22 protein-coding genes are annotated in these 25,116 nt (G+C 42.5%); 1 reads left to right on the top strand and 21 read right to left on the bottom strand.

Annotated features, from left to right (window positions below):
• Position 1 precedes the first annotated feature (1 nt).
• The 20 genes from MSWH1_RS00440 to MSWH1_RS00330 all read right to left on the bottom strand — a co-directional run bounded on the left by MSWH1_RS00440 (position 2) and on the right by MSWH1_RS00330 (position 23,181).
• The gene (locus MSWH1_RS00440; protein ID WP_048125099.1) at positions 2-247 is read right to left on the bottom strand and encodes a hypothetical protein; all 246 of its coding nucleotides are present in this window, start codon (positions 245-247) and stop codon (positions 2-4) included.
• A 128-nt stretch (positions 248-375) separates the two neighbouring features.
• The gene (locus MSWH1_RS00435; protein ID WP_048125098.1) at positions 376-1,467 is read right to left on the bottom strand and encodes an L-threonylcarbamoyladenylate synthase; all 1,092 of its coding nucleotides are present in this window, start codon (positions 1,465-1,467) and stop codon (positions 376-378) included.
• A 180-nt stretch (positions 1,468-1,647) separates the two neighbouring features.
• Positions 1,648-2,961 carry a type III ribulose-bisphosphate carboxylase gene (gene rbcL, locus MSWH1_RS00430; RefSeq protein ID WP_255350500.1) on the bottom strand — a complete coding sequence of 438 codons (1,314 nt, stop codon included), beginning with the start codon at positions 2,959-2,961 and terminating at the stop codon, positions 1,648-1,650.
• 284 nt (positions 2,962-3,245) lie between these two features.
• Entirely contained in the window at positions 3,246-5,204 is a 1,959-nt protein-coding gene (locus MSWH1_RS00425; protein WP_048125091.1) for a hydantoinase/oxoprolinase family protein, read from the bottom strand.
• Between the two features lie 423 nt (positions 5,205-5,627).
• Complete coding sequence (locus MSWH1_RS00420; RefSeq protein WP_255350499.1) at positions 5,628-6,368, bottom strand: metallophosphoesterase; 741 nt, start codon at positions 6,366-6,368, stop codon at positions 5,628-5,630.
• Between the two features lie 945 nt (positions 6,369-7,313).
• Positions 7,314-7,721, bottom strand: a complete 408-nt coding sequence (gene mnhG, locus MSWH1_RS00415; protein WP_048125089.1) for a monovalent cation/H(+) antiporter subunit G — start codon at positions 7,719-7,721, stop codon at positions 7,314-7,316.
• Complete coding sequence (locus MSWH1_RS00410; RefSeq protein ID WP_052722519.1) at positions 7,721-7,996, bottom strand: cation:proton antiporter; 276 nt, start codon at positions 7,994-7,996, stop codon at positions 7,721-7,723. The genes mnhG and MSWH1_RS00410 overlap by 1 nt, the downstream gene beginning before the upstream one ends.
• Positions 7,993-8,490, bottom strand: coding sequence for a Na+/H+ antiporter subunit E (locus MSWH1_RS00405; protein WP_048125087.1), 498 nt, complete (start codon positions 8,488-8,490; stop codon positions 7,993-7,995). Before MSWH1_RS00405 ends, MSWH1_RS00410 begins: the two co-directional genes overlap by 4 nt.
• Positions 8,487-10,055 carry a proton-conducting transporter membrane subunit gene (locus MSWH1_RS00400; RefSeq protein ID WP_048125086.1) on the bottom strand — a complete coding sequence of 523 codons (1,569 nt, stop codon included), beginning with the start codon at positions 10,053-10,055 and terminating at the stop codon, positions 8,487-8,489. Before MSWH1_RS00400 ends, MSWH1_RS00405 begins: the two co-directional genes overlap by 4 nt.
• Positions 10,052-10,477, bottom strand: a complete 426-nt coding sequence (locus MSWH1_RS00395) for an NADH-quinone oxidoreductase subunit K (protein WP_048125085.1) — start codon at positions 10,475-10,477, stop codon at positions 10,052-10,054. Before MSWH1_RS00395 ends, MSWH1_RS00400 begins: the two co-directional genes overlap by 4 nt.
• A complete protein-coding gene (locus MSWH1_RS00390) occupies positions 10,470-10,925 on the bottom strand; it encodes a monovalent cation/H+ antiporter subunit B (RefSeq protein ID WP_048125083.1) in 456 nt (151 codons plus the stop codon). The genes MSWH1_RS00395 and MSWH1_RS00390 overlap by 8 nt, the downstream gene beginning before the upstream one ends.
• The gene (gene mbhE, locus MSWH1_RS00385; RefSeq protein WP_048125080.1) at positions 10,925-13,345 is read right to left on the bottom strand and encodes a hydrogen gas-evolving membrane-bound hydrogenase subunit E; all 2,421 of its coding nucleotides are present in this window, start codon (positions 13,343-13,345) and stop codon (positions 10,925-10,927) included. Before mbhE ends, MSWH1_RS00390 begins: the two co-directional genes overlap by 1 nt.
• Positions 13,346-14,559: 1,214 nt before the next feature.
• Positions 14,560-15,057, bottom strand: coding sequence for an Hsp20/alpha crystallin family protein (locus MSWH1_RS00375; RefSeq protein WP_048125074.1), 498 nt, complete (start codon positions 15,055-15,057; stop codon positions 14,560-14,562).
• A gap of 34 nt (positions 15,058-15,091) precedes the next feature.
• Complete coding sequence (gene hsp20 / locus MSWH1_RS00370; RefSeq protein ID WP_048125072.1) at positions 15,092-15,616, bottom strand: archaeal heat shock protein Hsp20; 525 nt, start codon at positions 15,614-15,616, stop codon at positions 15,092-15,094.
• Positions 15,617-15,754: 138 nt separating this feature from the next.
• Positions 15,755-18,019: a CDC48 family AAA ATPase gene (locus MSWH1_RS00365; protein ID WP_048125070.1), complete on the bottom strand. Its 2,265-nt coding sequence runs from the start codon at positions 18,017-18,019 to the stop codon at positions 15,755-15,757.
• The gene (locus MSWH1_RS00360; RefSeq protein WP_048125068.1) at positions 18,016-18,708 is read right to left on the bottom strand and encodes an ArsR family transcriptional regulator; all 693 of its coding nucleotides are present in this window, start codon (positions 18,706-18,708) and stop codon (positions 18,016-18,018) included. Before MSWH1_RS00360 ends, MSWH1_RS00365 begins: the two co-directional genes overlap by 4 nt.
• A 527-nt stretch (positions 18,709-19,235) precedes the next feature.
• Positions 19,236-19,892 (bottom strand): hypothetical protein, encoded by a 657-nt coding sequence (locus MSWH1_RS00355; protein ID WP_048125066.1) that lies wholly within the window; start codon positions 19,890-19,892, stop codon positions 19,236-19,238.
• A gap of 15 nt (positions 19,893-19,907) precedes the next feature.
• A complete protein-coding gene (locus MSWH1_RS17280) occupies positions 19,908-21,281 on the bottom strand; it encodes a hypothetical protein (RefSeq protein ID WP_052722518.1) in 1,374 nt (457 codons plus the stop codon).
• A 452-nt stretch (positions 21,282-21,733) separates the two neighbouring features.
• The gene (locus tag MSWH1_RS00335) at positions 21,734-22,192 is read right to left on the bottom strand and encodes a Zn-ribbon domain-containing protein (protein ID WP_048125062.1); all 459 of its coding nucleotides are present in this window, start codon (positions 22,190-22,192) and stop codon (positions 21,734-21,736) included.
• Positions 22,193-22,506: 314 nt separating this feature from the next.
• On the bottom strand, positions 22,507-23,181 hold the full coding sequence (locus tag MSWH1_RS00330; protein ID WP_231585688.1) for a phosphoribosyltransferase: 675 nt from the start codon (positions 23,179-23,181) through the stop codon (positions 22,507-22,509).
• A 253-nt stretch (positions 23,182-23,434) separates the two neighbouring features.
• Between MSWH1_RS00330 and MSWH1_RS00325 the strand changes: the two genes are divergently transcribed.
• On the top strand, positions 23,435-24,217 hold the full coding sequence (locus tag MSWH1_RS00325) for a winged helix-turn-helix domain-containing protein (RefSeq protein WP_048125060.1): 783 nt from the start codon (positions 23,435-23,437) through the stop codon (positions 24,215-24,217).
• A 258-nt stretch (positions 24,218-24,475) separates the two neighbouring features.
• Here the strand turns inward: MSWH1_RS00325 and MSWH1_RS00315 are convergent, their stop codons facing one another.
• Entirely contained in the window at positions 24,476-25,090 is a 615-nt protein-coding gene (locus MSWH1_RS00315) for a hypothetical protein (protein ID WP_197073996.1), read from the bottom strand.
• Positions 25,091-25,116 lie beyond the last annotated feature (26 nt).

Raw genomic sequence — 25,116 nt, 5'->3', positions numbered from 1 at the left:
ATTATTTTTGCTTACGCAGGGATCCCGCAGCGAAGAGACCTGACATCGAAGTCACAAAGAAGACAAAAACTCCTGACCAGAGAAGATAGTACCCGATATCAATACCAAGAATAGTTATATTAAGAGTCTTAAAAAGCAGACCTACAGCCAGGATCGCAAGACTTACTCCTGTTGTCTTGTTGTTCTGTTTCCGAACTTTTTTATAAGCCCGCATCTTTTCCATCTGTTCTTTTTTTTCTGCTTTCAAGAGGATCTCTCCAGATATCTAAAAAATCAATAACTATCAAATCTGACTGTCAAACTCTACTCTGTCAAACTCTACTTATACTATTGCAATTTAACCGATACTATTGCAATTTAACCGGTACAACAGACTTAAACAGCATATCTTACGGAGGCAGCTTCTCTTAACCGGTTAAGAAGTGCAACTCCAAGTCCTGAAGGGGTAAAAGAGCCGTCAGCCAAAATCACATCCAGACTTTTCGTGTCCAGAACCCTGAGCCCTTCAAATAGTCTTCTGGCAGCTTCCTCAGGCTCTTCGCGGGACCCCAATAAAAAGCATTCATATGCACTCAATCTTTCAGAAGCAAAAAAGCCTGCGGTCTCATCACTGATCAGAAGCCCGACTTTCTTACATTCGCACCGGTAATTTTCGAGCAGGGCGTCAATCTTTTCAGAAACCTTTTTTCTGTCCCCTTCCACAAGCATGACCTGCGTATCAGGGGCATAATGACTGTATTTCTGACCTGCCCGCTTTTCAGGCATAGCCTCTCCCGTCCCGGCTTCAGTCCCTCCAGACGCGGGCCTGACTTTACCAATAAATCTTTCAAGCTCGTCAATTCCCACGGCTCCGGGCCGCAGCACTACAGGAGGTTCAACCGTCATATCGACAACAGTTGACTCAAGCCCTATAGCTGCTCCCCCTCCATCAATAACCGCATCAATCCTGCCTGTAAGGTCAGCCAGGACATGGGCTGCCAGACTGGGACTGGGCTTTCCTGAAAGGTTCGCACTCGGAGCAGCCAGAGGAGTGCCTACCTTCTTTATAAGCTCCAGAGGAATCCTGTGATCAGGCATGCGGAGCCCTATCGACGGCAGGTTTCCCGAGGTAATTTCCGGGACAATATCGTTTTTCTCAAGCACAATCGTAAGGGGACCAGGCCAAAAAGCATCCATAAGCCTGAAAGCTTTTTCAGGAATATTTTTTGCAACCTTTCCGAGATCTTCCCTGGAATGGACAAGCAAGCTGAGAGGATTGCCAGGTGAGCGTTCCTTTGCTTCAAAGATTTTCCGGACAGCATCCGGGTTCAGCCCGTCAGCTCCAAGCCCATAAACAGTTTCCGTAGGGAAGGCTACTGTCCCACCCCTTCTGATAATCGCCGCAGCCTCGTCAAGAACGACATCAAAGTTCTCTTCAGAGACCCGAAAAAACCGGGTCTTTATTTTATTTCCGTTTTCTGCCTGCACCGAAGGTAAACTCCTTACTGATAAGTATCCTGCTATTTTTTCTGTTTTTAACAGCTTGTAAATTGCTTTTAGAAACTGGTTCTCAGAAACTGGTTCTCAGAAACTGGTTCTCAGAAACTGGTTCTAAGAAACTGGTTCTTAGAAACTGGTTCTTATTATACATCCTAGTCGTTACATAACTTATTTTTTAAGCCACTTCTCGATAGCAACTTCAAGTTCTTTGTGGTCCTTTGCATAGTCCTGCATGCTTACTCCTTCAAGGCTTGCATCAAGGGCTTGCCTGCAGGCAGTAGCTCCGGCTACCGTACCCATCGGATGCGCATGGATTCCACCCCCGAACTGCATAATAACATCTTTTCCGAAGATAGAGTAAAGGTCAGGAATCATTGTAGGGGCAAGCCCTCCAGACGCTACCGGAAACATTGGCTTTAATCCTCCCCAGTCCTGGGTAAGGACATGCTGGCTCTCATCCGCAGGCACTTTATCAAGCACGCACTCATCCCTTAGAGACAGGACTTCATGCTTTTCTCCATGCATTTTCCCGACAACCGTACCTATGTGGAGCTGGTCAAGCCCTATCAACCTGCAGAGCTTGGCAACAAGAACCATGCTTATCCCATGGCGAGGGTTCCGGGTATAAGCCGAGTGCATGCAGCGGTGGGCATGAAGGGCAAGACCCGCATCTTCGGCCTCTTCCCTCAGAGTCTGAAGAGCAGTCCAGCCTACCGGCACGATATCGATCATTGCATAGCTGGCACCCAGGTTTTTGAGGACATTTAAGCGCCGGGTCATTTCCTTACAGGTCGGGGCTGTGATGTTGCAGAGGTACATCTTCTTCTCCCCGGTCTCAACTTCAGCTTTTTCTGCGAATTTCAGGGTGAGTTCAGCCCTTCTGTCAAAGCCATTGAACTTCTGGTCGGTAAGGTTCTCATCATCTTTAACAAGGTCGCAACCTCCGGCAAAAGAATTGTAAGCAACTTCCGCATGTTTCTCAGAGGTTAAGCCTACCTTTGGCTTAACGATAGTCCCAATAAGAGGCCGGTCCTGCACCCCCACAAGTTTCCTGATCCCCGGCAGCCCGAAGTTCGGACCTTTGAACTCGCGGAGCATTGGCCTGGGGAAGGCTATGTCCTGCAGTCTGAGGTTGTCAACGATTTTCATACTGAAAATGTTTCCTGCAACAGCACTCAGCACCTGGGGGACCGAACCCAGCTCAAAAAGGTCTTCCGAGTAAGCCACCCTTACGGTCTGTGATTCTTCGTCCAGGTAAAAAATGTGAGGTTTTAATTTTACTGCAAGTTCGGGACTCAATGTGGAAATCTCAGTCCAGGAGTCTATAGAGCTTTCCCCTGCCATGTGGGTGGCAACTTCCTCAAAATTCACTCCTGCCGACGGTTCGATATGGAATTCACAGATCAGATCTGTGTCTTTTGGGCTATAATCCCTGTCTATGTAGTCCCTGCGCATTTTCGTCACTCCTTTGAAATAAGCAATTTTGCAGAATAAAATTCAGTTATATAGAATAATAGTTCTGATAGAAGGAGGTAACTAAACATAAATAAAAATTTGTTTATCAGAACCGAAAAACCTGATCTAACGGGAAAAGGGGCTGGAGGAGAAGAAAAAAAGAGTACTCCTGTAATCTCCAGAAAAAGGGAAAAGAAACTAAAAGGATATTATGAGAACTGAAGATCTATTCGGAAATTTATTATAATCCCCTGATAAGGTCAGCTCTCTAATTGGAAAATACTTTTAAGGTTCTTTACTTTTAAGATTCGTTACTGCTCCAGCCTCAAAGGGTTTCCTATACCAAGCCCTGTCAAACGAGTCTCTTTCTGGGCTCCGAAGCCAGGATTGAAGTCCTTTCTTTCAAAGTCAAAACGGACCTGATCTTTCTGAAGCCCATACCCGTCCATATGGTCAAAAATCAGTTTTTCCATAAGCTCCGTTCCATAGTCCACAGCCTCGAGATAATTATCTGCAACCCTCCTTTCTACTTCAGAGAACACATGATACTGCTCGGTTCCGAGACCTACCGGCCGGATTAGAATTTCACTTCTCTTGATGACGTTGCCAGCCAGGGCTCCTGCGGCATTGCCCACTTCATGGAATTCGGGAACCCTGATATCCGCATCGATAAATTCTCTGAGTTCGGGTACATAGGCTTTGACAGGTGCCCCGATCATTACAACCGGAATATTGATTTTGAACTTTGTGAAGCGAGTGTTTTCCAGCAGTTTTTCAAGGTCTTCCCGCTTGAAGTCTTTTGCAAAGAACGCCAGCAGGTCAAGAGCAATATTTTTTGCAAAATTTCGTTTTATTTCTCGGGAAAAACTTTCAGGATCCAGTCCGAGATAGTTGCCAAGAATTTTTGCTCCCAGCCAGGAGGCAGTACTGTTCCACGTTTCATACTCTCCAAGCGCATGAAGAGCATCCGTAGGTGTGAAACCTATATGGTAAATGCAGCGCTTCTGGACCAGAGAACGCAGAGCCTTTACAAACTGCAGGGGATGTTTTCCAACTGCTTCAGAAATATCGGATACTGAAACCGGTTCATATCCTATAAAATCAAAGATCTGACGTTCATAGTTTTCCAGTTCAAACTCGATGGAGTAATTAAGAGCATGTATGTCATCATCTACCCCCGCATTCCCACTCCTGACAAAGAAGCTTGCTGGCTGGAAGATATCATCCATTATCCTGTCCGAAATTTTTTCAGCTTTCCTCAACTTGTCTTCAAGGAAAGAATAGTTTGAAGCTGCAAGACAGAGAGGAATAACCCTGTTCGGGCCAATATAGATTTTTCTCTGTACCCAGACGTGGCTGTCTCCTCCCATAGCCGAAGTTCTGATCCTGACCGCCTTGACCATAGTTTTCCAGTTTCCCACTACAGCCCCATATTCACTGATCTCGGGAACTCCACCTTCCATCAGAGCAATATCGGTGCTCGTGCCTCCCACATCCACAGCCACGCAGGTTTTCAAGCCGCTTATATGGGCAGCCCCTACAAGGCTTGCGGCAGGGCCTGAAAAAATAGATTCGACGGGTTTTTCAAGAGCCTCTTCTATGCGTGCAAGGGAACCGTCGCATTTCATTACCATCATAGGAGCTTTGATATTTCGTGCTTCCATAACCGATAGAACGGCACGAATGAACTGGGAGGTTATCGGGATCAAACGAGCGTTCAGAACTGCAGTAACTGCCCTTTCGTAAGCTCCCAGGCCCAGGGAAAGTTCGTGACCGCAGACGACAGGCTTATCGGTCAACCTTTCTATTGATTTTTTTACTGAAAGCTCATGTTCCGGGTTCCGTACGGAAAAATAAGAAGATACGGCATATGAAAAGAGCCTGCCTCTGGTGCTGTTAACGAATTGTTCTGCAGAATTAAGTTCAAGGCAACTAACTTCGTTTCCTTTTGAATCGTGGCCACCATCTATGGAAATTATCTCACTAGCCGGGATATTTCCATTGACTTTATAGCCTGCCAGGATCAGGCCTGCAGGATGGCCTTTGCCTTCCAGTGTGGAGTTTGTAGAAAGAGTTGTGGATACCGAAACAAGTTTTATATCCTCCAGATACTCCTGTTTTAAGCCCGCAACTACTTTTTCTATCCCTTCAACCAGATTGGAATGCGTAGTTAGTGCTTTATTAGAATCAAGAATTCTGCCGTCTGCAAGGTTCATTAAAACGGCGTCAGTGTATGTCCCACCAGTATCGATTCCTAAACCGAGCTTCATAGTTTATAAGTTATTTCCAAAAATATAACATAGCCGACCAGAATTTTGCAGGAGTATAAGGTTCTGCAGGAGGGTAAAATATTGAGGGGGATGAAATAATAGAGGAAAATGAAATAATAGAGGAAACGAAATATTGAAAGAAAAGAATAATAAGGACAATAGGAAAAAAGCAGTAAAAAAGAAGATGAGTAATATAGAGGAAACAGCAAAAAATGTAATATAGAGGAAACGGCAAAAGAATCTGAAGTTATCAGGACTCTTTCTTCGTAACCTCATTATTATATTATACTACCTCTTCGCTTTACCTATTAATTATACTACCAAAACTCTGATTATATTATACTGTCTACAACCCGCTCTTTTTCTCCTTTATATTATACTACCTCTTCGCTTTACCCATTAATAATACTACCAAAACTCTGATTATATTATACTGTCTACAACCCGCTCTTTTTCTCCTCCGGCGAAAACTCTGTGAACTTGCAGGTGCCAGCGAGTACATCCAGGTTCAGGCACTTCAAGCTCAATATAGTTATAACACTGCGAAGCTTTTCCCCGGATCTTGGACGAGCAAACTGTTCCTGCACTGACGACAAGCATGTCGTTTAATCTCCAGACCCAGGGGATATGCCAGTGCCCGCAAAGCACAAGGTTCACACCTGAACGGTCCAGAAGCTCAAGCACGTCCCCTGCATCCACAAGCACATTATTACCCCTGCCTGTCCTGGGAATCGGAATCAAATGATGGTGAAGGGCAAAAACCTTAAAACCGTTTGTTGAGAAAGACTCCTCTATCCAGCCGTAGTTTTCCCTTCCAATGTGCCCTTCTTCAAGTTCCGGCTGGGAAGAATCAAGCCCTACAACCGTGACTTCCCCAAAACATCCGGAAGAAGACCTCGCCTGGAAAATATCTTCAAAGAAAAGGTAACCTGCATTTCTTGAGTCATGATTTCCGGGAACAACCACCCTATTTTTGCATTCAATCCTGTCAATGAAGTTTTTTGCCCCATTATACTCGGCAGCAAGCCCGTTTTCCGTAAGGTCGCCTGTAATTACAACAATGTCCGGATTATCCTGATTTATTTTTTCAAGCATTGCATCTGCAATCTCCGGCATATAGTATGCCTCTGAGAAATGAATGTCTGAAAGATGTACCATTCTTATAATATCTATTCCTCTCTGTTCTGCTTGTTCACATTTCTGGCTTTTTCAGGGTTAGAATTCGCGGAGGAGAACATATACCTATTCGATTTAGTCTATATAAAAAAGAAAAAATACCATTTAAATGAGTTGTCTATATATTACACATACCAGATAATCTTTATTGATAATATCTGGCTGAAAAAAAGCTCGAAACTGCTTTAATCCCTTTAAAAAACCAGTTTAAATCCCGGTAATATTTCACCCATGATTTTAATTCAGGGATCTTCAATGGCGAATCATTTGTTAAAAGTTGGCTCTGATTCGTTTTTCGATCCGATTTGACTCTTTTAAGACCGTTCCTGTTCTTTTTTAGAACATTTCTGGACTCAGAATTTTTCCGTATTTCAAATTTGGTCTTTATCCTGTAGAATCATGTTCAGAACTCTTTTCAGACCCATTATAACTCGCTTTCAAGTTGGTTCCTAAAAAAGGGCCTATCTGACAAAGGAACCCTTAATTTCTCCGGGATTTACTGGCATATATAAATGGGATCTGAAAATAGATAACATAATTGATTCCCTTTTTAGAAGGCTAAAAAATTTTATTGTTTGCAAAAAAAACATTAGACTTTCAATTTCAAAATAAGCTATTTTTTACATCAGGAGTGGTTTTTATCCTGCTGAAATAAACTCATTCCCTCAAATTTGAAGCCACCTGACTTTTTACAGCTATAATCCGGGAAAAAAAGAATCTGAATATCTGGAAAAAAGAAAAAGAATCTGAATATCTGAAAAAAAAGAATCTGAAAACAGAAATTCGATAGAATCAAAAAAACCGAATTAGAACCGGATAAAAAAGAAACAGATGCCTAATCGAATATCTATAAATATCTATAAATCGGAAAAAACAAAAACCCGATAAAAAACAAAAGGATGAATGTGTTTAAAAAACACATTCATTTTATTTTTATTTTTGTCTCTTTTGTCCGTTTTTTGGTACGCTTTTTGGTACACTTTTTGGTACACTTTTTGGCCCGTGTTCAGGCCCGTATTCATCCAGGCAGGTGCCTTCACAGAATTTTACTCCTGAGTGATAGGCTGCCTTGCCGATCATATGGCCTGAAATAGGAGCTGTAAGCAGGATAAAAAGCCCTACAGTCAGCGCCTTTACTCCCATTGGTGTATAGCCCTCCTGGATGATGATGCTCACAAGGACTCCGAGAGCACCAAGGGTTGCAACTTTGGTTGTTGCGTGCAGCCTATTGTATACATCAGGTAAACGCAGCAGGCCGAGCATTCCGAGACATATGAATATGAGCCCTACAACAAGGAAGATTATACTGATTATATCCAGTATATTCGCGAGTACAGCCATTACAACACCTCCCCTGTATCAAGATACTTTGCTACTATTACCGTCCCCACAAAGGAGATGATTGAAAGCAGCATGGCAACATCCATTAGGAAGATCGAACGTCCCTGGAAAGCATAGAGAGCAAATATCATTGCAAGAACGTTACCAACGGCATCTGAAGCTGCGATTCTGTCAGGAAGAGTCGGACCGTACAGAACTCTGTACGTACTTGGCACCAGAGCAACTACCATAACGACCAGTGCCAGGAAATTTGCCTGTTCCAGTGTAATCATCATTCGAATGCCTCCAGTACATAGTGTTCAAGATCATCCCGGATGGAATCACGAATGCCCTGGGGATCTGTTGCATCGATAGAATGCACATAGAGGATTGATTTATCTTCCGAAATGTCCACTGTAAGGGTTCCGGGGGTAAGGGTAATGGTATTGGCAATACCCGTAATTCCGATATTGGTTTTGGTCCGGATAGGAACCGCGATAATTCCCGGTTTGATGTCTATCGTGGGTTTGATGACGATCTTTGCAACTGCTATGTTGGCCTTTATGACCTCCTTGATCAAAACGTAAAAATACATGATTTTCTTCGGAATCTTTGAAATCCAGTTTCCTGTGGGGTATACCACCTCATCCAGCCTGTACAGCTCGCTGAAGGGAGCTACTACTACGATTCCAAAAAGGAAACCAAGCAGAATGCTGCCAAGGGTTATTTGTCCGCTGACAAGGCACCAAACAACTGGAAGTGCCATATAGGTAAGTGTACGACGCTTCATCTGATCACCCTCACCATTACTGCATCAATATAAGGCTGCGGATCAATAATCTGGTTTGCAATGATCTGTGATAACTCTACGACAGGTTCAGGGTACAGTCCAAGGATCAGCACAATAGCTGCCAGGAACAGGACTGGAAGCACTATAAGAGGAGACAGTTTGTGGTGAGAATATTCCCCATACTGCGGATCTCGTTCTCCCCAGAATATAAGCATCCAGCCTCTGAACATGTAGAAGAGAGTAAAGACTGCAAAAATCAGAGCTATCCCTATGGGCATGTAGAACTGAGATCTAAGACCTGCATCAAAGAGCAGGAACTTGGAGATGAATCCTCCCATCGGGGGCACTCCACCAATGGACATGGCTCCCACAAGGAAAGCAACACCCATCATAGGAGCTTTGCTGACCATGCCTCCCATCTGCCGCATATCCCTTGTCTCGGCAGTGTGGATGATTCCACCCGAGGTAAGGAACAACATGCTCTTTGCAAGTGCGTGGTTTATCAGGTAGACCACGGACGCGCCAAGAATTAGAGCTGCAGCCTCAGCTTCGCCGGCTGCATTTGCCATTGCTGCCATTCCAAAGCCCAGGAAGACGTATCCTATCTGGGATACACTGGAATAAGCCAGCATACGCTTAACATCCGTCTGCCCTATTGCCGAAGTTGCTCCCAAGCCCAGGGTGACCAGAGCCATGAAGAGAATGACTGGTCCGTACACTGACTGGAAGGGAGCAAACACCATAAAGAGGACTCTGAGTATACCGTAAGCTCCGATCTTTATGATAACACCACTGAGCATTGCACTGATAGGGGACGGAGCTGTGGGGTGCACATCCGGAAGCCAGTAGTGTAGAGGGAACATTGCTGCCTTACCACCAAATACAATGATAAAGAGCAAGCCCACTGCATACAGGTGCCATGGGACAGCTCCTGCCTCAGCAAGCACCCTGATCTTAAGGGTAATGTCTGCCATGTTCAGGGAACCGATAGATGCATACAATGACGCAACTGCTATCAGCATCACATTACCCCCGAGAATGTTCAGGACCAGGTACTTCATTGTGGCTTCCATCTTGTCCGAAATCTTCGTAACCTTTGAGTTTTCGTTTGCAACTATCAAAGCTGCCGAGGAAAGCAGCATTACTTCGAAGAAGACGAACATATTGAAGATATCACCCGTCAGGAAGATTCCATTGATACCTGCAAGCATCAGGTTGTAAAGGGAGTGGTAAGTCTGATTAAGGGATTGTTCTTCTATGTAATCATAGGAGTAAATCAAGCCCAAGAAGCCAATAAGGCAGTTCAGAAGAACCATCCCTGCACCCAGCAGATCGGCTACAAGTACAATCCCGTACTTTCCGAATTCTCCTACATCATATGCAATAATTCCATTGTTCCAGACGGTTGTGATCAGGAGCGCACTTAAGCACAATAAAACAAAGCCAGATACGATGTCGAGTACCTTTTGCAGCCCGGGATTACTTTTGGTCAGGATTGTGACCGGAGCCATTAACAGAGGGATAGCAACCAGGAGCATCGGCAGATTATCCATTAAAAAGCTCATTCTCGAAGCCTCCTGAGTTCCTGGACATCAACAGTACCATATTCTTCATTGACGCGGTAGCAAAGAGTCAATACGAATGCAGTGGTTGCAAGCCCGATCACAATTGCCGTGAGTACAAGGGCCTGCACAAGAGGGTCCACGAATTCTGTATACGGATTAGTTGTTATCGGCCCAAGAATTCCAGCTGTCAGGTTATCGTTATAGATAAGCCCCTGGCCAAGACCTTCTAAAGCCTGCTCATGCTCCAGAATAGGTACAAGGGTACCGTCGGTGAAAACTCCGCTTCCAACGATATACAGGTTAATGGCATGGGAAATTACACCGAAACCGATAATAACTTTCATCATGTCCCTGCGGAGGACCAGGAAAGTTCCTATCCCGAAGAGCAGAGCGATTGTAAGCTCAAGGAAAAAATTATTCATGTTCTCCCTCCGGACCTTTATCGGCTCCTAATTTAGTTACAATAAACAGCAGACCTCCGACCACTACGAAGTACACACCAAGGTCAAAGAACATCGATGAGACCATTTCAAGCTCAAAAAGGTGTATGCCTCCTACTTCTACGGGAATGAAATCAAAGGCACTTCGGAAGAATTTGTGGCCTGCAAATAATGGAGACCAAGCAGTTATGCTTGCAAACAGGAGCCCGTATCCAAACCACATATGCCAGTCCGGATTCCAGATTTTCTTGATTGCATCATGCCCGTATGCGACGTAGATTAGTCCGATACCAGCTGCACAAAGCACACCACCAATGAAACCTCCACCCGGCCTGTTACCTCCTATAAGCAAAAGATCGATTGAATACAGCATATCGATCATCAAACAGACCTTTGCGATTGTTTTGGTAATTACTGAGGTATCGGCCATTATTCCTTACCTCCCTTCACCTTTTTTGCTCTGCTCAGGATAAGGCTATACACTCCAAGGGCTGCCAGGGAAAGGACTGAGATTTCTCCGATGGTATCATACCCTCTGAAGTCCACGACTATCACGTTAACTACGTTAAGTCCGCCGGTCATTTCCAGAGCCTTCTCTATGAAGTAGTAGTTGAAGGTCTCAAACGGAGCCAGTACCCCTATATTTGCATTTAACATTACGGCAAGAACTCCAAATGAAACAACACCTGAGAGTAGCAGGTTCACCAGAACCTTACCTGCCGGCATAGGCTCCTTGAACTTCTGTGGAACCTTCATGACCACCAGGATGAAAATAATGGTGGACAGGGTTTCTACGCAGACCTGGGTCATTGCAAGGTCAGGAGCTTTGAGGTATACGTAAAGCAGGGCTACCAAGAAACCAAGTTCGGAGAGGGATATGACCGCAGGCAGATATTTTGGAAGAACTGCAGCACCAAGCGCTGCCAGAATCATCAGAGCGTACAGCACGATTTCATAAGGCTGTGCAGCATAGTTTATCCCTGCAGGCAGAATGTTGCCAATTCCTATACCCATGCCTATACCAAACTTATAGACCGGCCAGAAGATCAGGAAACCCATAAAGAGTAATGTCATCTTGATATACACTCCAATGGGTCCTGGCTGGGTAATCGCTGCGAACTTGTGGGTTATGTCTCTTGCGTTGTTTACGGTTGCATCGTACCAGTAGTTCGTGCTGATCCAGGGAAGCTTGTCGTTGAAACTGTTCTGCCAGGCAGCAAGTGAGTCATAGAACTTGTAAAGCACAATACCGATGGCAAAGGTTGCTATCGTCATCAAAAGAGGCGTGGTTACTCCATGCCACAGCGCTACATGCAGGTGATCTGCGTTGGGAACAAGGCCGCTGTAGGCAGGCTGTATCAGAGTTTCGATTGGGAACTTGGGGTAGAGCCCGAAGAAGATGATCAGACCTACAAGGAAAACTGCCGGAGCCAGCATAACCCAGGGAGCTTCGTGCACGTGGTGAGGAACATCATGGTCGTGGGTCCTCTCTCCGAGGAAGATCCCGTCTATCAGTCTGATAGAATACATAAGGGTGAATACACCACCTGCCACTGCAACAGCCGGGAAGACAATAGCCCACGGTCCTCCATAAGTTTCTGAAACCAGCTCACCTATCTCAAGGGATGTTTCATAGAACATTTCCTTGCTAAGGAACCCGTTGAGTGGAGGAACACCAGCCATTGAAGCTGCTGCGATCACCGCAACTATGAACGTTTTTGGCATTTCCTTACGCAACCCACCCAATTTTCGGATATCTCGGGTTGTCGTCTCGTGAGCCACGATACCTGCCACAAGGAAGAGGGTAGCTTTGAAGGTAGAGTGGTTCAACATGTGGAAGGTTGCTGCCGCAAAGCCCAGTCCCGGGTGTTCAGCCGTACTATAACCATACATGGTCATCAGGTAGGCCAGCTGGCTGATTGTCGAGTACGCCAGGATGGCTTTGATATCCGTCTGCCGGAAAGCCATGAAGCCCGCCATAACCATGGTGATCATCCCTGTCCCGGCAACCAGGACAAGCCATTCGGGGGTTCCCGAAAGGATAGGGTGCAGCCTTGCAACCAGATAGACACCAGCCTTGACCATTGTAGCCGAGTGGAGGAACGCGCTCACAGGAGTCGGAGCTTCCATAGCATTGGGCAGCCAAATATAGAACGGCCCCTGTGCTGATTTGGAAGCAGCCCCTATGAAGATCAGGATCAGAGTTGCAACGTATAAGTTGCTTCCGTGGAGAACTCCAAGGAGTTCAGAACTCTGAGCCAGTTCAGAGATCGCATAAGTGCCTGTAATGACCCTGAGCATCAGGAAGCCTGCGAACATGAAAAGTCCGCCACCGGCAGTTACCAGAAAGGCTTTGGTTGCGCCATATACGGATTCTGGTCTTTCTCTCCAGTATCCGATAAGCATAAAAGATGTTATACTAGTCAGTTCCCAGAAAATAAACATCTGGATCGTATTGTCTGTATAGGCAATACCCAGCATTGCACCCATAAAGAGTAAGAGCCACTGGTAATACCTTGGCAGGTCTTCCTTTGTGGACATATAACCATTTGAATAAGACATGATGATAACACCAATGCCTGAAACGATTAATGCCAGGAGAACAGCCATGCCGTCTCCGTAAAAGTCTAAGGATAGACCCGCTGCCGGTAACCAGGTAAACGAACCCTTTACAGGAGTACCTGCCATAGCGTACGGGATTACCTGAGTATTCAGCGCAAAACACGTAAATGCTATAAGTGCCGAAATCCAGCCAATCCTCTGTTTAAATACTTTATATAACGCAGGTAAAGTCCATGCAAGTATAAATGGTAAAAAGACAGCTATTACTATTGCATTAAATGGATCCATGAATCATCAACCCAACCTCTTTAGTTTTTTGGTTCTTGATAAATGATAATGAATACTAGTCAGGTTCAAAAGTTTCAATCCAGAATTCAATCCACATAGGAAATAAAGATATAATGTAATCTTATATTTCCCTCGCGTATACTCTTTTTTCATATAGTAAAAATGTTTCGGTTTTTACTGGACGCATCTTCAGCATCAAGCAAACTATTTTGCGTCCAAAATTGCACACGAAATCTTCCTGGATTATTTCCTGATTACAGCAAATACCTCCCTTTCAAAACTGCAGATTTTTACGTAATTAAAATTACATCCCACTTTTTTCGTTGAAATTTTAGATTTTCTCAGTTCTTAACGCTACCGATTTTATCATTATGGGGGTTTAATGGAACGTTATGCGGTACTCCAAATCAGAACTAAATAAATGTAGAGGTTTAAAACCGATAGCATTAGGTTTACTAATTTCCATGTGGATTCTCAAATATTTGAATATTTCCAAAAAACACCATCAAGAAAAACAGCGATTTCGAGAAAAAAAATATGAAAATAAAGGTCAGAGAAAATTTTTTTCCTTTTTGAGTAGCAATATAATCAGGATAATTGACAAAATTAATTGATAAGTTATCCCCTCAATCAATAGAAATTATTTAGACAATTAAAACTGTGTATCAGGAAATTTAATTTGAAAAAGCAATAGAGAATGATTCAGTAGCAGGTTTATTGAAAATAATTCTATATTTAAATATATATGATTACATATCAAAAAATAGAAACTTGCGTATAAAATGAATCAAATAGATAAAAAAGAGAAATATGCTCATTGAAAGTAAAAAAAATAAAAATAGAAAGAAACTAGAAAGAAAGGTCTTGGTCAAAAAAAAGAAATAGCTGACAAAAAAAGATCACAAAAAGGAAAAGAGTATATCTAACATAATTCTTCGAAACCTTCTGGTTCTGAAACTGTCAGAAATGGTCTGGAAATATTTTAGGGTCTGGAAATATTTTAGGGTCTGGAAATATTTTAGGGAATTAGGCTTTCGATAAAATAGTGAAAATTAAAAAAGCCTGCTGATAAAAAGAGGTTCAGAATTATTTTCTCTATAATAAGAGAAAAACAATAATTCTTCTATATGCTAATCCTATACTCAGCATATTTATCAGGGTTCAGGCTTTTGTTTCCTGTCCTTCACCCTGAAACAGTCCTCTGTCTTTTCTAATTAATTGATCTCTATTGCTACAAGACTTTCTTCTGCGCAGCGCCTGAAGGTAACCTCAAGCACTCCATTTTTGTAACTTGCTTTTGCACTCTTCGGATCCACGAGAACTGGGAGTTCCACATTTTCCGAATATTCAGAAAGCCCAAGGACTTTAATTTCAAGGTGTTGAGCGGTAGCATGCAGCAGGAGATCTTTCTTTTCAACCTCCGGGAATTCTGCAAGTACATACACCATGTCCTCATTTTCAAATATGTCAATTAAAGGTTCTTTTGTTTCTGAGGCAAAGAAGTTCTCTTCGTTTTGAGAGTATTCCGGAACATTTCCGAATTCCCGGAGTTCAGGATCTTCCCCCGGGCGATGAATGATAGAAAATCCGTAAACAAAGGGAACGGACTCTCCCATTTCTTCCAGGAGGGCTTCGATCATCTCTTCCAGGTTATCAAAAAGTTCAGACCCAAAATCTTCAAAGAAATCCTTTCTTTTTCTTGTGCCCACCATTATTACCTCTGATTTACCTCTCGCTCCCGAAAAATTACTCTATATCAATTGAAGTTCGAGAACTGGACTCCAGCCTGTTAAAGGTAACTTCCAGCACACCATTTTTATATGTGGCTTTAGCACTCTGGGGGTCTACCTTTACGGGCAGTTCGACACGTTCGGAATATTTTGGATTCCCATCTAATGTTTCGATGTCAAGTATTAAATCAGTTGCGTTCAGTTGAATGTTTTCTTTCTCGATTCCTGGAATCTCGGCAATCACATGGACTGTTGCCCCGGTTTCCAGTACATCAATAAAGGGTTTCCTTATGTCAAGATAACGTTTTTCTCCGGTTTCCGCCTGCTCAAACATTGGGATGTTGCCGAATTCCCTGATTTCAGGTTCTTCCCCTTGCCGCTGGGTAACGGAAAAACCATAAACAAAAGGATGCTGCCCGAAGTTATCCATGCTCATGCCCATGGCCCTGCTAAGGCGCTCGAACATTTCGTCCATATCCTTCAGGGGGTCAATTCCAAATATTTCATCGAAAAAACTTCTTTTTTTCCTGTCTCTGTCCATCTCATCACATCATTATTAAGTTATGCGTCTTGAGTTTCTTAAGTGAGTACCACTCAAATCAGTAGGTCATTATTGAAATGGTTACTTTTTTCACAAAAATTAAAACGGCCGGTATTTACCGGCATGCCAGGCAGAACCTCATTCAGAAGGCAGAAAACTCGGAACTCCTATTTCCTCACTTTTCTTTTCCTGTTCTTTTACTTCTGAAGATTCTTCCTCAAAATCAGTTGCATACCTGGCAAAGAGTTCGGCACTCTTTTCATAAGCACTCAGAGTTTCTCTGGATGTTGTAGGCTTTACACGGCGGATTGCTTTTTCGAAGTGTTTTTTGGAAATCCGGACCTCTCCAACCTTTTCCTGGATGTACTTTCGGTCGATACCCGGGGTAACTATTTCCCTGAGCGCGAGCATTGCCGCTTCCCTGCATATACCCTCGATATCCGCACCCACATATCCTTCAGTCATCTCAGCAAGTTCGGAAAGATTTACGTCTTCTGCAAGAGGTTTTTCTTTTGTATGGATCTCAAAGATCTTCTCCCTGCCTTCTTTATCAGGCGGTTTGATGTAAATAAGCCTGTCAAAACGGCCAGGCCTCAGAAGGGCAGGGTCTACCATATCCGGCCGGTTTGTAGCAGCAACTATTATCACATCCTTGAGTTCCTCTACCCCGTCAAGTTCTGTAAGGATCTGGCTTACCACTCTTTCGGAGACATGGGTATCGGAAACAGAGCTTCTTTGAGGAGCAATTGAATCAATCTCATCAAAGAAAATTACAGTCGGAGCAGACTGCTTTGCTTTTCGGAATGTTTCCCTGACTGCACGCTCGGATTCACCCACATATTTACTGAGCAGTTCGGGGCCTTTTATACTTATAAAGTTGGCTTCACTCTCACTTGCAACAGCTTTTGCAAGCATTGTCTTGCCCGTACCCGGAGGCCCGAAAAGCAGCACCCCTCTCGGGGGCTTTATACTGACAGCCTTGAACATTTCGGGATACTTGAGGGGCCATTCCACAGACTCGAGGAGTTCCTGTTTTGCACCCTCCAGCCCACCTATATCGTCCCAGCCCACATGCAGAACTTCAACGTAGACTTCTCGCATGGCTGAAGGCTCAATATTCTTCAGAGCTTCCCTGAAGTCCTCCTTCGTAACCACCAGATTGTCAATGATTTCCTGTGGGATATCCTCTTCGATATCGATTTCAGGAGTGATCCTTCTAAGGGCATGCATCGCGGCTTCCTTACAGAGAGAGGACAGATCAGCTCCCACAAAACCGTGGGTCACATCTGCAATTTCACCAAGGTTCACTTCATCTTCAAGAGGCATACCTCTGGTGTGGATCAGAAGAATCTGCTTTCTGCCTTTCCGGTCAGGAACTCCTATTTCAATTTCCCTGTCAAACCTTCCGCCGCGGCGGAGAGCTTCGTCAATGGAATTCGGGCGGTTTGTGGCAGCTATGACCACTACTTCCCCCCTGGACTGGAGCCCGTCCATCAGGGAAAGCAGCTGGGCAACTACTCTTCTTTCCATTTCTCCGGTTACTTCACCGCGTTTGGGGGCAATGGAGTCAATTTCGTCTATGAAGATAATGGAAGGTGCATCCTTCTCAGCCTCTTCGAAGATCTCACGGAGCTTTTGTTCACTTTCCCCATAATATTTGGAAACGATTTCAGGACCACTTATGGTGATGAAATTGGCATCAGTTTCACTTGCGACTGCCTTTGCAATCATTGTCTTGCCCGTTCCGGGAGGACCGCGAAGAAGGACTCCTTTGGGAGGCTCGATTCCCAGCTTCTGGAAGAGTTCAGGATGCCTCATTGGCAGCTCAATCATTTCCCTGACAAGCTGGATTTCCCGCCTGAGCCCCCCGATGTCCTCGTATGAGATGCCTTCCGGAGTCTTGATTTCCTCAATTGATTTTTCCTTGATAACAATTTCAGTGTCTTTAGTGACGACAACCGGCCCTGCGGGTCTTGTAGATGCTACAACGAAAGTAAGGGGATTATTTACAGTTTCAACCCTGATCTGCTGACCTTTGTTCAGAGGTCTGCCCTCGATTATTCTCAGGATGTAATGGGCGCCGCCTACAAGCCGGACAGGCTGGGATGGAGCAAGTGTGACCCTTTGCGCATGTTTTGCCTCGACCTTCTGGACCGTAACTTTGTCATCAATTCCAACTTTTGCATTGCTGCGCAGGTTTCCGTCTATTCGAATCCTGCTCTCCTGCCCGCGCTCGACGTTAGGCCAGACAATTGCGTAAGTCTTGGATTTACCCGAGATTTCAATAATATCTCCACTTACAAGGTCCATTTGCTGCATCATGCGGGTATCAATTCTTGCAATTCCCCTACCCACATCCTTATGATACGCCTCAGCTACTCTCAGATTCATTTCTTCAGTCATTTGTTATCAACTCCGGTCTCACATATTCTCCAATACTGCTGATTATTTTTAATTGTGTATTCAACAAAACCCCTTTCTGCAAGATCCATAAGGTTAGACGTTATAATGCTAGGGTGAAGACGCAGGTTATAACAGAGGACAGCCGGTGTAGCCTCATTTTTCAGAAGCTCAAACAGGAGCTCACATTCTACAGGATTTCTGGCAACCTCTTCAATTGAGTCCAGGCATCTGTCCATCAGTTCCATATATTCAACCTGTAGCTGTTTCTGCATTTGCACAAGTTCTTCCTGCCTTTCTTTAAGTTCACGGAGTTTGCCGTTCAGTTTCAGGAAGAAGCAGGATGATTCATCTCTAGCAACAGTTTCTTTCTTCTCGACAGAGGATCTTTCCCCTTTTTTCTCCCTGTCAAAATCAATGTCCTGAAGAGACATTGTATATGCATAAGGTGATACGGACACCTCAAGCCTCATGTTATTTGCAATATTGAAGTACTTGCGCCTCTGATCATCCACACTGAACTCGATCATCCCTGCCTGTTCTAACAGGCTCAGATGACTGATAATCGCCTTTGGTCCCACCCCCAGCCTACCTGAAATTTCACTGACATAGCAGGGGCGGTTTGCAAGAAGCTGAATTATCTTTCTACGGTTTTCATTCCCCAGGATGTCAAGTAGTTTTGCTGGGTCCATGTTTTTTCCTCTGTAATTATTGAATTTTTATGATGTATAATTAACGATAAGTGTTGAATTTTGTTTTTTATATATTCCTCAGTAATTATAATAACATGCATAATATATTTGTCAGATATTTATTTGACAGATATTTAATAGTAGCTCAGGTCCTTTCTACAGTTCACCTGAATTGCTTATTCCTGCTACTCAAATCTCCGGTAAAGAGAATTCACTGATCTGTATGGCAGAAGTTACCGGATATCCCTGGCCAGAGCACTAATTGGTGCATGTGCACAATAGTTAGTAACCATTAGTTAGCAATAATGACATATAAATGTTTCTATATGGCTGACAATATTAGAAAATACCTGGGAATTTAGCAGAAATTTTCCAGTAGTGCCAACTTATTCAGTATTATCTGGGCCTGTATAGAGGAGAAACTATTTGTTAAAAAATATGTGAACAAAAAAAAATGAAGATGAGGTAATTAAAAAGAATTACTGAGCCGGGAGGAAACATTTTACTAAAATGTTTTAATCTTTCATTCATTGAAATGCTTTAATCATCAAAACTTCATCCCCGTAATTTGAAGTTTCAACCATGACTTTCCAGGCAGGATAATATGTAGTTTGACCTTCATATCTGTAGGGATAAGTGTCAAACCCGTTGAAATAAACAAATTTGACATCAGTGATCCTGATCCTCCCCAGTGAAAACATCGGCAGTTTACCCTTCTGAGTAACGAAATTTCTGTTTTTTACCTGCTGGATTATATAGTTACCTGAGTCATTTAAACCCGCTGTTTTAAAACTTACTATCTGTTTGGGTTCCAGAGCCGCAGAACCATCGGTTAAGTTAAACCTGCTTTCCGCAACCCCCGTATCCGAGACAAGGAAATAAATTTCCTCAGTGTAGCTCTTATTATAAGACTTACTAGAGTTAATAAAACTAACATTCAGAGTGTTTGAGGAAGATTTTCCCTGATACACCGGAAGCTGATTTACAGGTATTAAAGGAATTTCAGTGTCAAGGGTTACTCTTTGATTTGTAAGAGTGTTCCATATCTGTACAGTCCTTCTGTAAGGCGTATCCTCTTTCATGGGAGGATAATAATTAAAAGTCTCATAGAATAGAGGAAGAGCACAGTATAATACTGCCATGACAATGATGATTGCAATTATACTTTTTGCTTTTTCCTGCATATGTATTAAACCCCTTCAGGTAGATTCAATCCCAATTACTATCGGATATTCCGGGTGGTCTACGAGGTCTATATGCAGTTTTTCAGAGGAACCAGAATCGGTAGCATAGTCAGCCCTTACTTCCTGTTCAAAGGTAAAATTGCTGTCCAGAGTAATCTCATACCTGTAAATTCCAGGTTCCACGCTAATCTCGGGAGAAGAAATTTCATTGCCCGGGTTCAACGAATAAGTCTTGTAGAATATTGATTCATTATAGAAATCGAGGATTTTGATGCTTATATCGTGTGTTTTCTGATCATCACTTTTCAGGAAGAACTGCAGAGGATCTGCAGAAAATTCCTGATCTAATTCTTCTTCAGCGTCTTCGTTATAGTATCTGCATATAAGATGGACAACTTTTCCATCACATTTTTTATCCGTAGCTATAATTCCATAGGAAAGGGTGTAAAAATCTACATTAATGAAACCGTCAATTGTATCGTTGCCTACTGCAAAAACTGCACTGCTTTGAGGCATTCCGATAATGTATCCGGCATAGGTTATCTGTGAACTGGAAGTATTCGTTTCTTTTAGCTTCAGTTCAAAATGCTTTCCTATCAAACTTAGATCCACTGTCCCATTTGAAGCGGATTCCCGGAACCTTCGAGGATTTGCTATCACAATCTCAAAATCCTCACAAGCCTCAGGAATTTCGAAAAAATCCCTGCCAGACTCTATTTCTTCAAATACACCGTATTCACCGGCCATACATTTCTCAATCTCTGAAGAATTTCCTGTTGAACCCGCAACAAAAATAAGCCTCAGGGGATTAAACGAACGTTTCAATCTCTCTCGATCTTTTTTCCAGTCAATTATAAATACAGTATGAACAGTTTTTCCATTATATTTCTCAGAGGTAACTGCAATATTATACATCAGGTCTTCAAACTCTATGGAGCCACTAAATAACTCACCGCATACATAGAAAGTTGCCTTACTTTGAGGGATTCCTTTAATATACCCCGAATAGCGATATGACTTCCCTCCGTTAAGTCTGGAAATCTCCTCAATTTCTATTTCAAAGTCTCTCTCCAATAACCTGAGATTTACAGCTCCATTTGAAGCGGCATGCTCGAATTCTTGAACATCTACTGTAACAGTTTCTAATCCGTCCCAATGCTCCTGGAACTCAAGCGAATTGTCCTGAATCTCGATCTTCTGAATGATATTGTCTCCAGGGATTCCAGAAAATTTCTTGAATGAACCTTCATTGAAAGCAATTTCATCAAGTTGCGTTCCAGAATATTCGGAAGTTTTAACTTTACTATTGTCTTCAGTTAAAACCAGAAACCCTGAAAAAGCAGCCAGCGTCAAAAAGGCTGCAAGTACTATTGTAATATATGCTTTCATTCGAATCCCCCACCCTGGAGATAATAAGTAATAAACTCCCCAACAAAGAATTAATCTGTGCTCTTCCTAGAAGAACTTTCCTATTTTATTTCATACTTTTGTGCATTGACACGGCCACGCCAATAGAAAAAGGTAAAAACCCGAAAAAAAATAGAGATACTTATAAACCGAAGAAAAATAGAGATACTTATAAACCGAAGAAAAATAGAGATACTTATAAACCGAAGAAAAATAGAGATACTTATAAACCGAAGAAAAATAGAGATACTTATAAACCGAAGAAAAATAGAGATACTTATAAACCGAAGAAAAATAGAGATACTTATAAACCGAAGAAAAATAGAGATACTTATAAGAAGTTATGCTAAAAAAATATATTATGATGGCAAGTTAGAGAGTTTCGAAGATAAGTTTAAAAAGGAAAGTTTGGTAAAAAAAATAAAAGATCAGGATTATCTCTGCTTTTTTGACTTTGATTTTTCTTTTTGTCTTTCCTTCTGCTGGTTAAAAACAGAGGGTAAATGGAGGGCATATGAACCTTCTTCCCTGATTGCCATAACAAGTTCTTTTCGCTCTAAAAGGGAATCCAGATTAAGTTCATAAGAACCAGGACCGAGGATCCTTACAGATTCCACCCTCTCTTCCTCAGTTTTGTTTTCATTTTCTGACGGCTGCTCCCTGTCTTTTTCTCCGGATGCAAGGGCTTCGTCAATATTCCTGACAACTTCATCCAGAGAAGATTCCAGATCCAGTTTTTGTTCTTCCAGAGCGGGCCTTCCCTGGTTTTCCAAACCTTCTGGCTCTTTTTTCACATAGAGGAACTTATTCCAGCCGCAGTTCGGGCAGCCGCTGAGGATTACAGAATCCCCGTCTTCAAAAATGGTTCCGCATCTGGTACATCTGTGGGGCATGAGTTCACCGGTAATCAATAATATGAACTTAATCGTTGCAAGCTTTATGACTATAAAGTAAATAGCTTACCTGGATACATGTCTTAAATTGATATTAAATGGATAACTTAAAGGGCTTCTTAACGGTCTGTGAGATTTACTCTAACACGAGATTGGCACTTATATCATATACCTAAATGGTATCTTAAATAAATACCTTTAATAAATATGTATATTTGTATTGGTACACAAACTACCGATACACAGGTCAACTACCCGCTGAATCTAAAAATTTAACGGATTTCCTGCTGAGGTTTTATGGATAGCAGAACTTTTTATAGAAGTTTCCAGTACTCCTTTCCGTCAATAACCTCAGAACTGGCTCTATGGATTCGAACCATTTCTTCCATAACTTCCGGAAGTCTGCCAGGTTGAGTGATTTCAAAAACTACGGGGTCAAGGGCATGGTTTACGTAGAGGCTATGTTTAAGGTCTTCAAGATTCCATATTTTTTTAGGGCCTTTTCTCATGCTTTTTGTCAGAATACTCATCATGTCTTCCATAAAATTCCAGGGATAGACAATCCAGGCCCAGTCTTCAAGTCGCTCCCCCACATAATCAGGATCGATTTTCGAACTCCCCAGGTATTGTAAAGAAGAAGTTCGAATCTCTTTGGGGTTCCTGCCTTCTACGTAAGCCTTAGCACTGATCATACTTTCCCCGGTATCTACAATGTCATCCACAATAAGCACTTTTTTGCCTTCCATTACATTGTCTGAGAGAGGATATCTTATATAGGGTTCACCAGTGTCAATAGCTGCAGTCCCTATGTAGTGCTCGATTTTCAGACTGGACAGGTCATCGAGCCCCAGGAAATCACACAGTACACGTCCTGCAAACCAACCTCCTCTGGCAAGCGCGATAATGACGTCCGGCTCATACCCCGAACTTTTAATTTCTCTTGAAATATTTCGGCACAGGTTGTAAATGTAATCCCAGTTCGTAAGCACACATCTAAACGATTCTATGTAAAAACCTCCCGGATCCGGAACCCGGTACGTTACAAGGAAATTTACTGTTAAAGGAGCGCTCATTTCCAGGCTCTACCTTCGAGATTATATAATTCAGAACATAGACTTTAAGTTTTCTTATCTTGCTTTAAGTTTTCTTATCTTGCTAAAAAATGGTTCAGAAAAAAGCTAAAAAAGAAATACTCAAAAAATAAATTATCCAGTAGAAACGGGAGTCTGGAAAGTGAGAACAATGGATAAAATGCTGATAGACCTGCTCTTTATGTCCCAGAAAAGAAAGGACCTTTTGATCCTTCTCAGAAACGGAGGAAAAACAATAGAAGAAATCGTAGATATTCTTAATGTTACCCCTACAGGGATGCTTCCCCAGATTAAAAAATTAAAGGAGGAGTTTCTGGTTTTGCAGGATGATAGAGTATACAGGCTTACCCCTCTGGCAGAAGTTCTGGTCGAAAAAATGCAGCCACTGCTTGATATTCTTGAGGTTATTGAGGAGGATAAGGATTTCTGGCAGGAGCGAGATCTGAGTGGTTTGTCTCCAGTCTTTCTTGAGAGACTTAACGAATTAAAACCTTATTCTCTTGTAAAACCCGACCCCGATAAACTTTTCGAGACCCCTGAAGTGTTTCTGGAAAATGTAGAAAAATCAAAAACCATACTTTTTCTATCTTCGATATTCCATCCTGTATTTCAAGAAACATTTCTGAAGACTGAGAATAACGATGTTGAAATTACCCTTATAGTAACAAAAAAAATTTATGAAAGGCTGAAAAACGACTTTGGGAAAGAACTGAAACTTTATCTGAATCAGGAAAAGAAGCGACTTTTTGTCTGCGCTGACGAAGTAAAAATAGCCATGCTGACAAAAACCGAATATTTCATGATGGCTGATTTCCTTACATGGAAAGGAGCCTATGATCAGGAGAGTGTCATAAGCTTTGAACCTGCCCCTTTGAAATGGGCTGAAGACCTTATTCTCCATTATAAAGACCAGGCTCAGGAGATAAAGGGATAAATCCTGGAAAAAATGTTATCAAGAGAGGGTTTTATATCAACGTATATTTTTCCGTCTTTACAAGCGAAAAAATATCCTGATTTTTCTTTATAGAGGTCACCGACTTTATATCCGGAAATATTGCAGTTTTCGTAATCAAGAACCCTGATACTGAATCTCAGCCTGTAAAGGTTGTTTTTCTTCAACTGAGTAGAATGGTAATTCGGAGTTCCATTTAAAAACGGAAGACTCTCTCAACATTCCAATCTTCCCACTTTATTAGCTTATTATATTCTTCAGGTTTGATTTTTCTAGCCCTTGGTATTGGAGTGTCAACTGGCTGAATTTTAACCCAACACTCCCGCTTTCAAGAGCCTCTATAGTCTCTGAAAGTAGTTTAATCCCGGCAGAGACTAACTTCTGACCGGTTTCTTCAAGTTTCTCCCCAGAACTTATAAAGGCACGTTCCTGACAGACGATGTCCCCTGTATCTTCTTCCTTATCCACGCAGTGGACGGTTACACCAGGATCAAGTATATAATCATAAATATAACCATAATATTCCCAGAACAGAGGATTTGGTTCCCAATACTCCGGAGGGTACGAATAAATAAGATCAGGTTCCACACTCCTGCCCCATTTTTCCAGATCCTTGCTTTCCCTTTTTCTGAGATAATAATAAGGAATCTGCATTTTTCTGGAAAAAAGTTTTAAGCTTAAAGGATTTGAGGCAAACGAATATTGAATACCTGTAAGAAACCTTCCTGTTGCTCTAAGAAGTTTATTTGATTCGTTTGTTGGGGCACAATCAACAATTCCAACCACTTTTTGTTTCGATTCTATAACCGATTGTAGAACTTGCGTGATGCCCTTTGTGATGACCACAACCCTCAATCGAATTCCACCAAAAATATCATATG

The organism is Methanosarcina sp. WH1, from assembly GCF_000970005.1.
Classification (GTDB): Archaea; Halobacteriota; Methanosarcinia; order Methanosarcinales; family Methanosarcinaceae; genus Methanosarcina.
This window is presented reverse-complemented; position numbering and strand designations above follow the sequence as displayed.

Bases quoted from the DNA above. Each gene is read 5' to 3' on its own strand.
- MSWH1_RS00400 (WP_048125086.1), bottom strand. From the start codon at position 10,055: ATGAGCTTTTTAATGGATAATCTGCCGATGCTCCTGGTTGCTATCCCT.
- mbhE (WP_048125080.1), bottom strand. From the start codon at position 13,345: ATGGATCCATTTAATGCAATAGTAATAGCTGTCTTTTTACCATTTATA.
- mnhG (WP_048125089.1), bottom strand. From the start codon at position 7,721: ATGGCTGTACTCGCGAATATACTGGATATAATCAGTATAATCTTCCTT.
- MSWH1_RS17280 (WP_052722518.1), bottom strand. From the start codon at position 21,281: ATGAAAGCATATATTACAATAGTACTTGCAGCCTTTTTGACGCTGGCT.
- MSWH1_RS00390 (WP_048125083.1), bottom strand. From the start codon at position 10,925: ATGGCCGATACCTCAGTAATTACCAAAACAATCGCAAAGGTCTGTTTG.
- MSWH1_RS00360 (WP_048125068.1), bottom strand. From the start codon at position 18,708: ATGGACCCAGCAAAACTACTTGACATCCTGGGGAATGAAAACCGTAGA.
- MSWH1_RS00375 (WP_048125074.1), bottom strand. From the start codon at position 15,057: ATGGTGGGCACAAGAAAAAGAAAGGATTTCTTTGAAGATTTTGGGTCT.
- MSWH1_RS00405 (WP_048125087.1), bottom strand. From the start codon at position 8,490: ATGAAGCGTCGTACACTTACCTATATGGCACTTCCAGTTGTTTGGTGC.
- hsp20 (WP_048125072.1), bottom strand. From the start codon at position 15,616: ATGGACAGAGACAGGAAAAAAAGAAGTTTTTTCGATGAAATATTTGGA.
- MSWH1_RS00425 (WP_048125091.1), bottom strand. From the start codon at position 5,204: ATGAAGCTCGGTTTAGGAATCGATACTGGTGGGACATACACTGACGCC.
- MSWH1_RS00335 (WP_048125062.1), bottom strand. From the start codon at position 22,192: ATGCCCCACAGATGTACCAGATGCGGAACCATTTTTGAAGACGGGGAT.
- MSWH1_RS00355 (WP_048125066.1), bottom strand. From the start codon at position 19,892: ATGCAGGAAAAAGCAAAAAGTATAATTGCAATCATCATTGTCATGGCA.
- MSWH1_RS00325 (WP_048125060.1), top strand. From the start codon at position 23,435: ATGGATAAAATGCTGATAGACCTGCTCTTTATGTCCCAGAAAAGAAAG.
- MSWH1_RS00395 (WP_048125085.1), bottom strand. From the start codon at position 10,477: ATGAATAATTTTTTCCTTGAGCTTACAATCGCTCTGCTCTTCGGGATA.
- MSWH1_RS00365 (WP_048125070.1), bottom strand. From the start codon at position 18,019: ATGACTGAAGAAATGAATCTGAGAGTAGCTGAGGCGTATCATAAGGAT.
- MSWH1_RS00410 (WP_052722519.1), bottom strand. From the start codon at position 7,996: ATGATGATTACACTGGAACAGGCAAATTTCCTGGCACTGGTCGTTATG.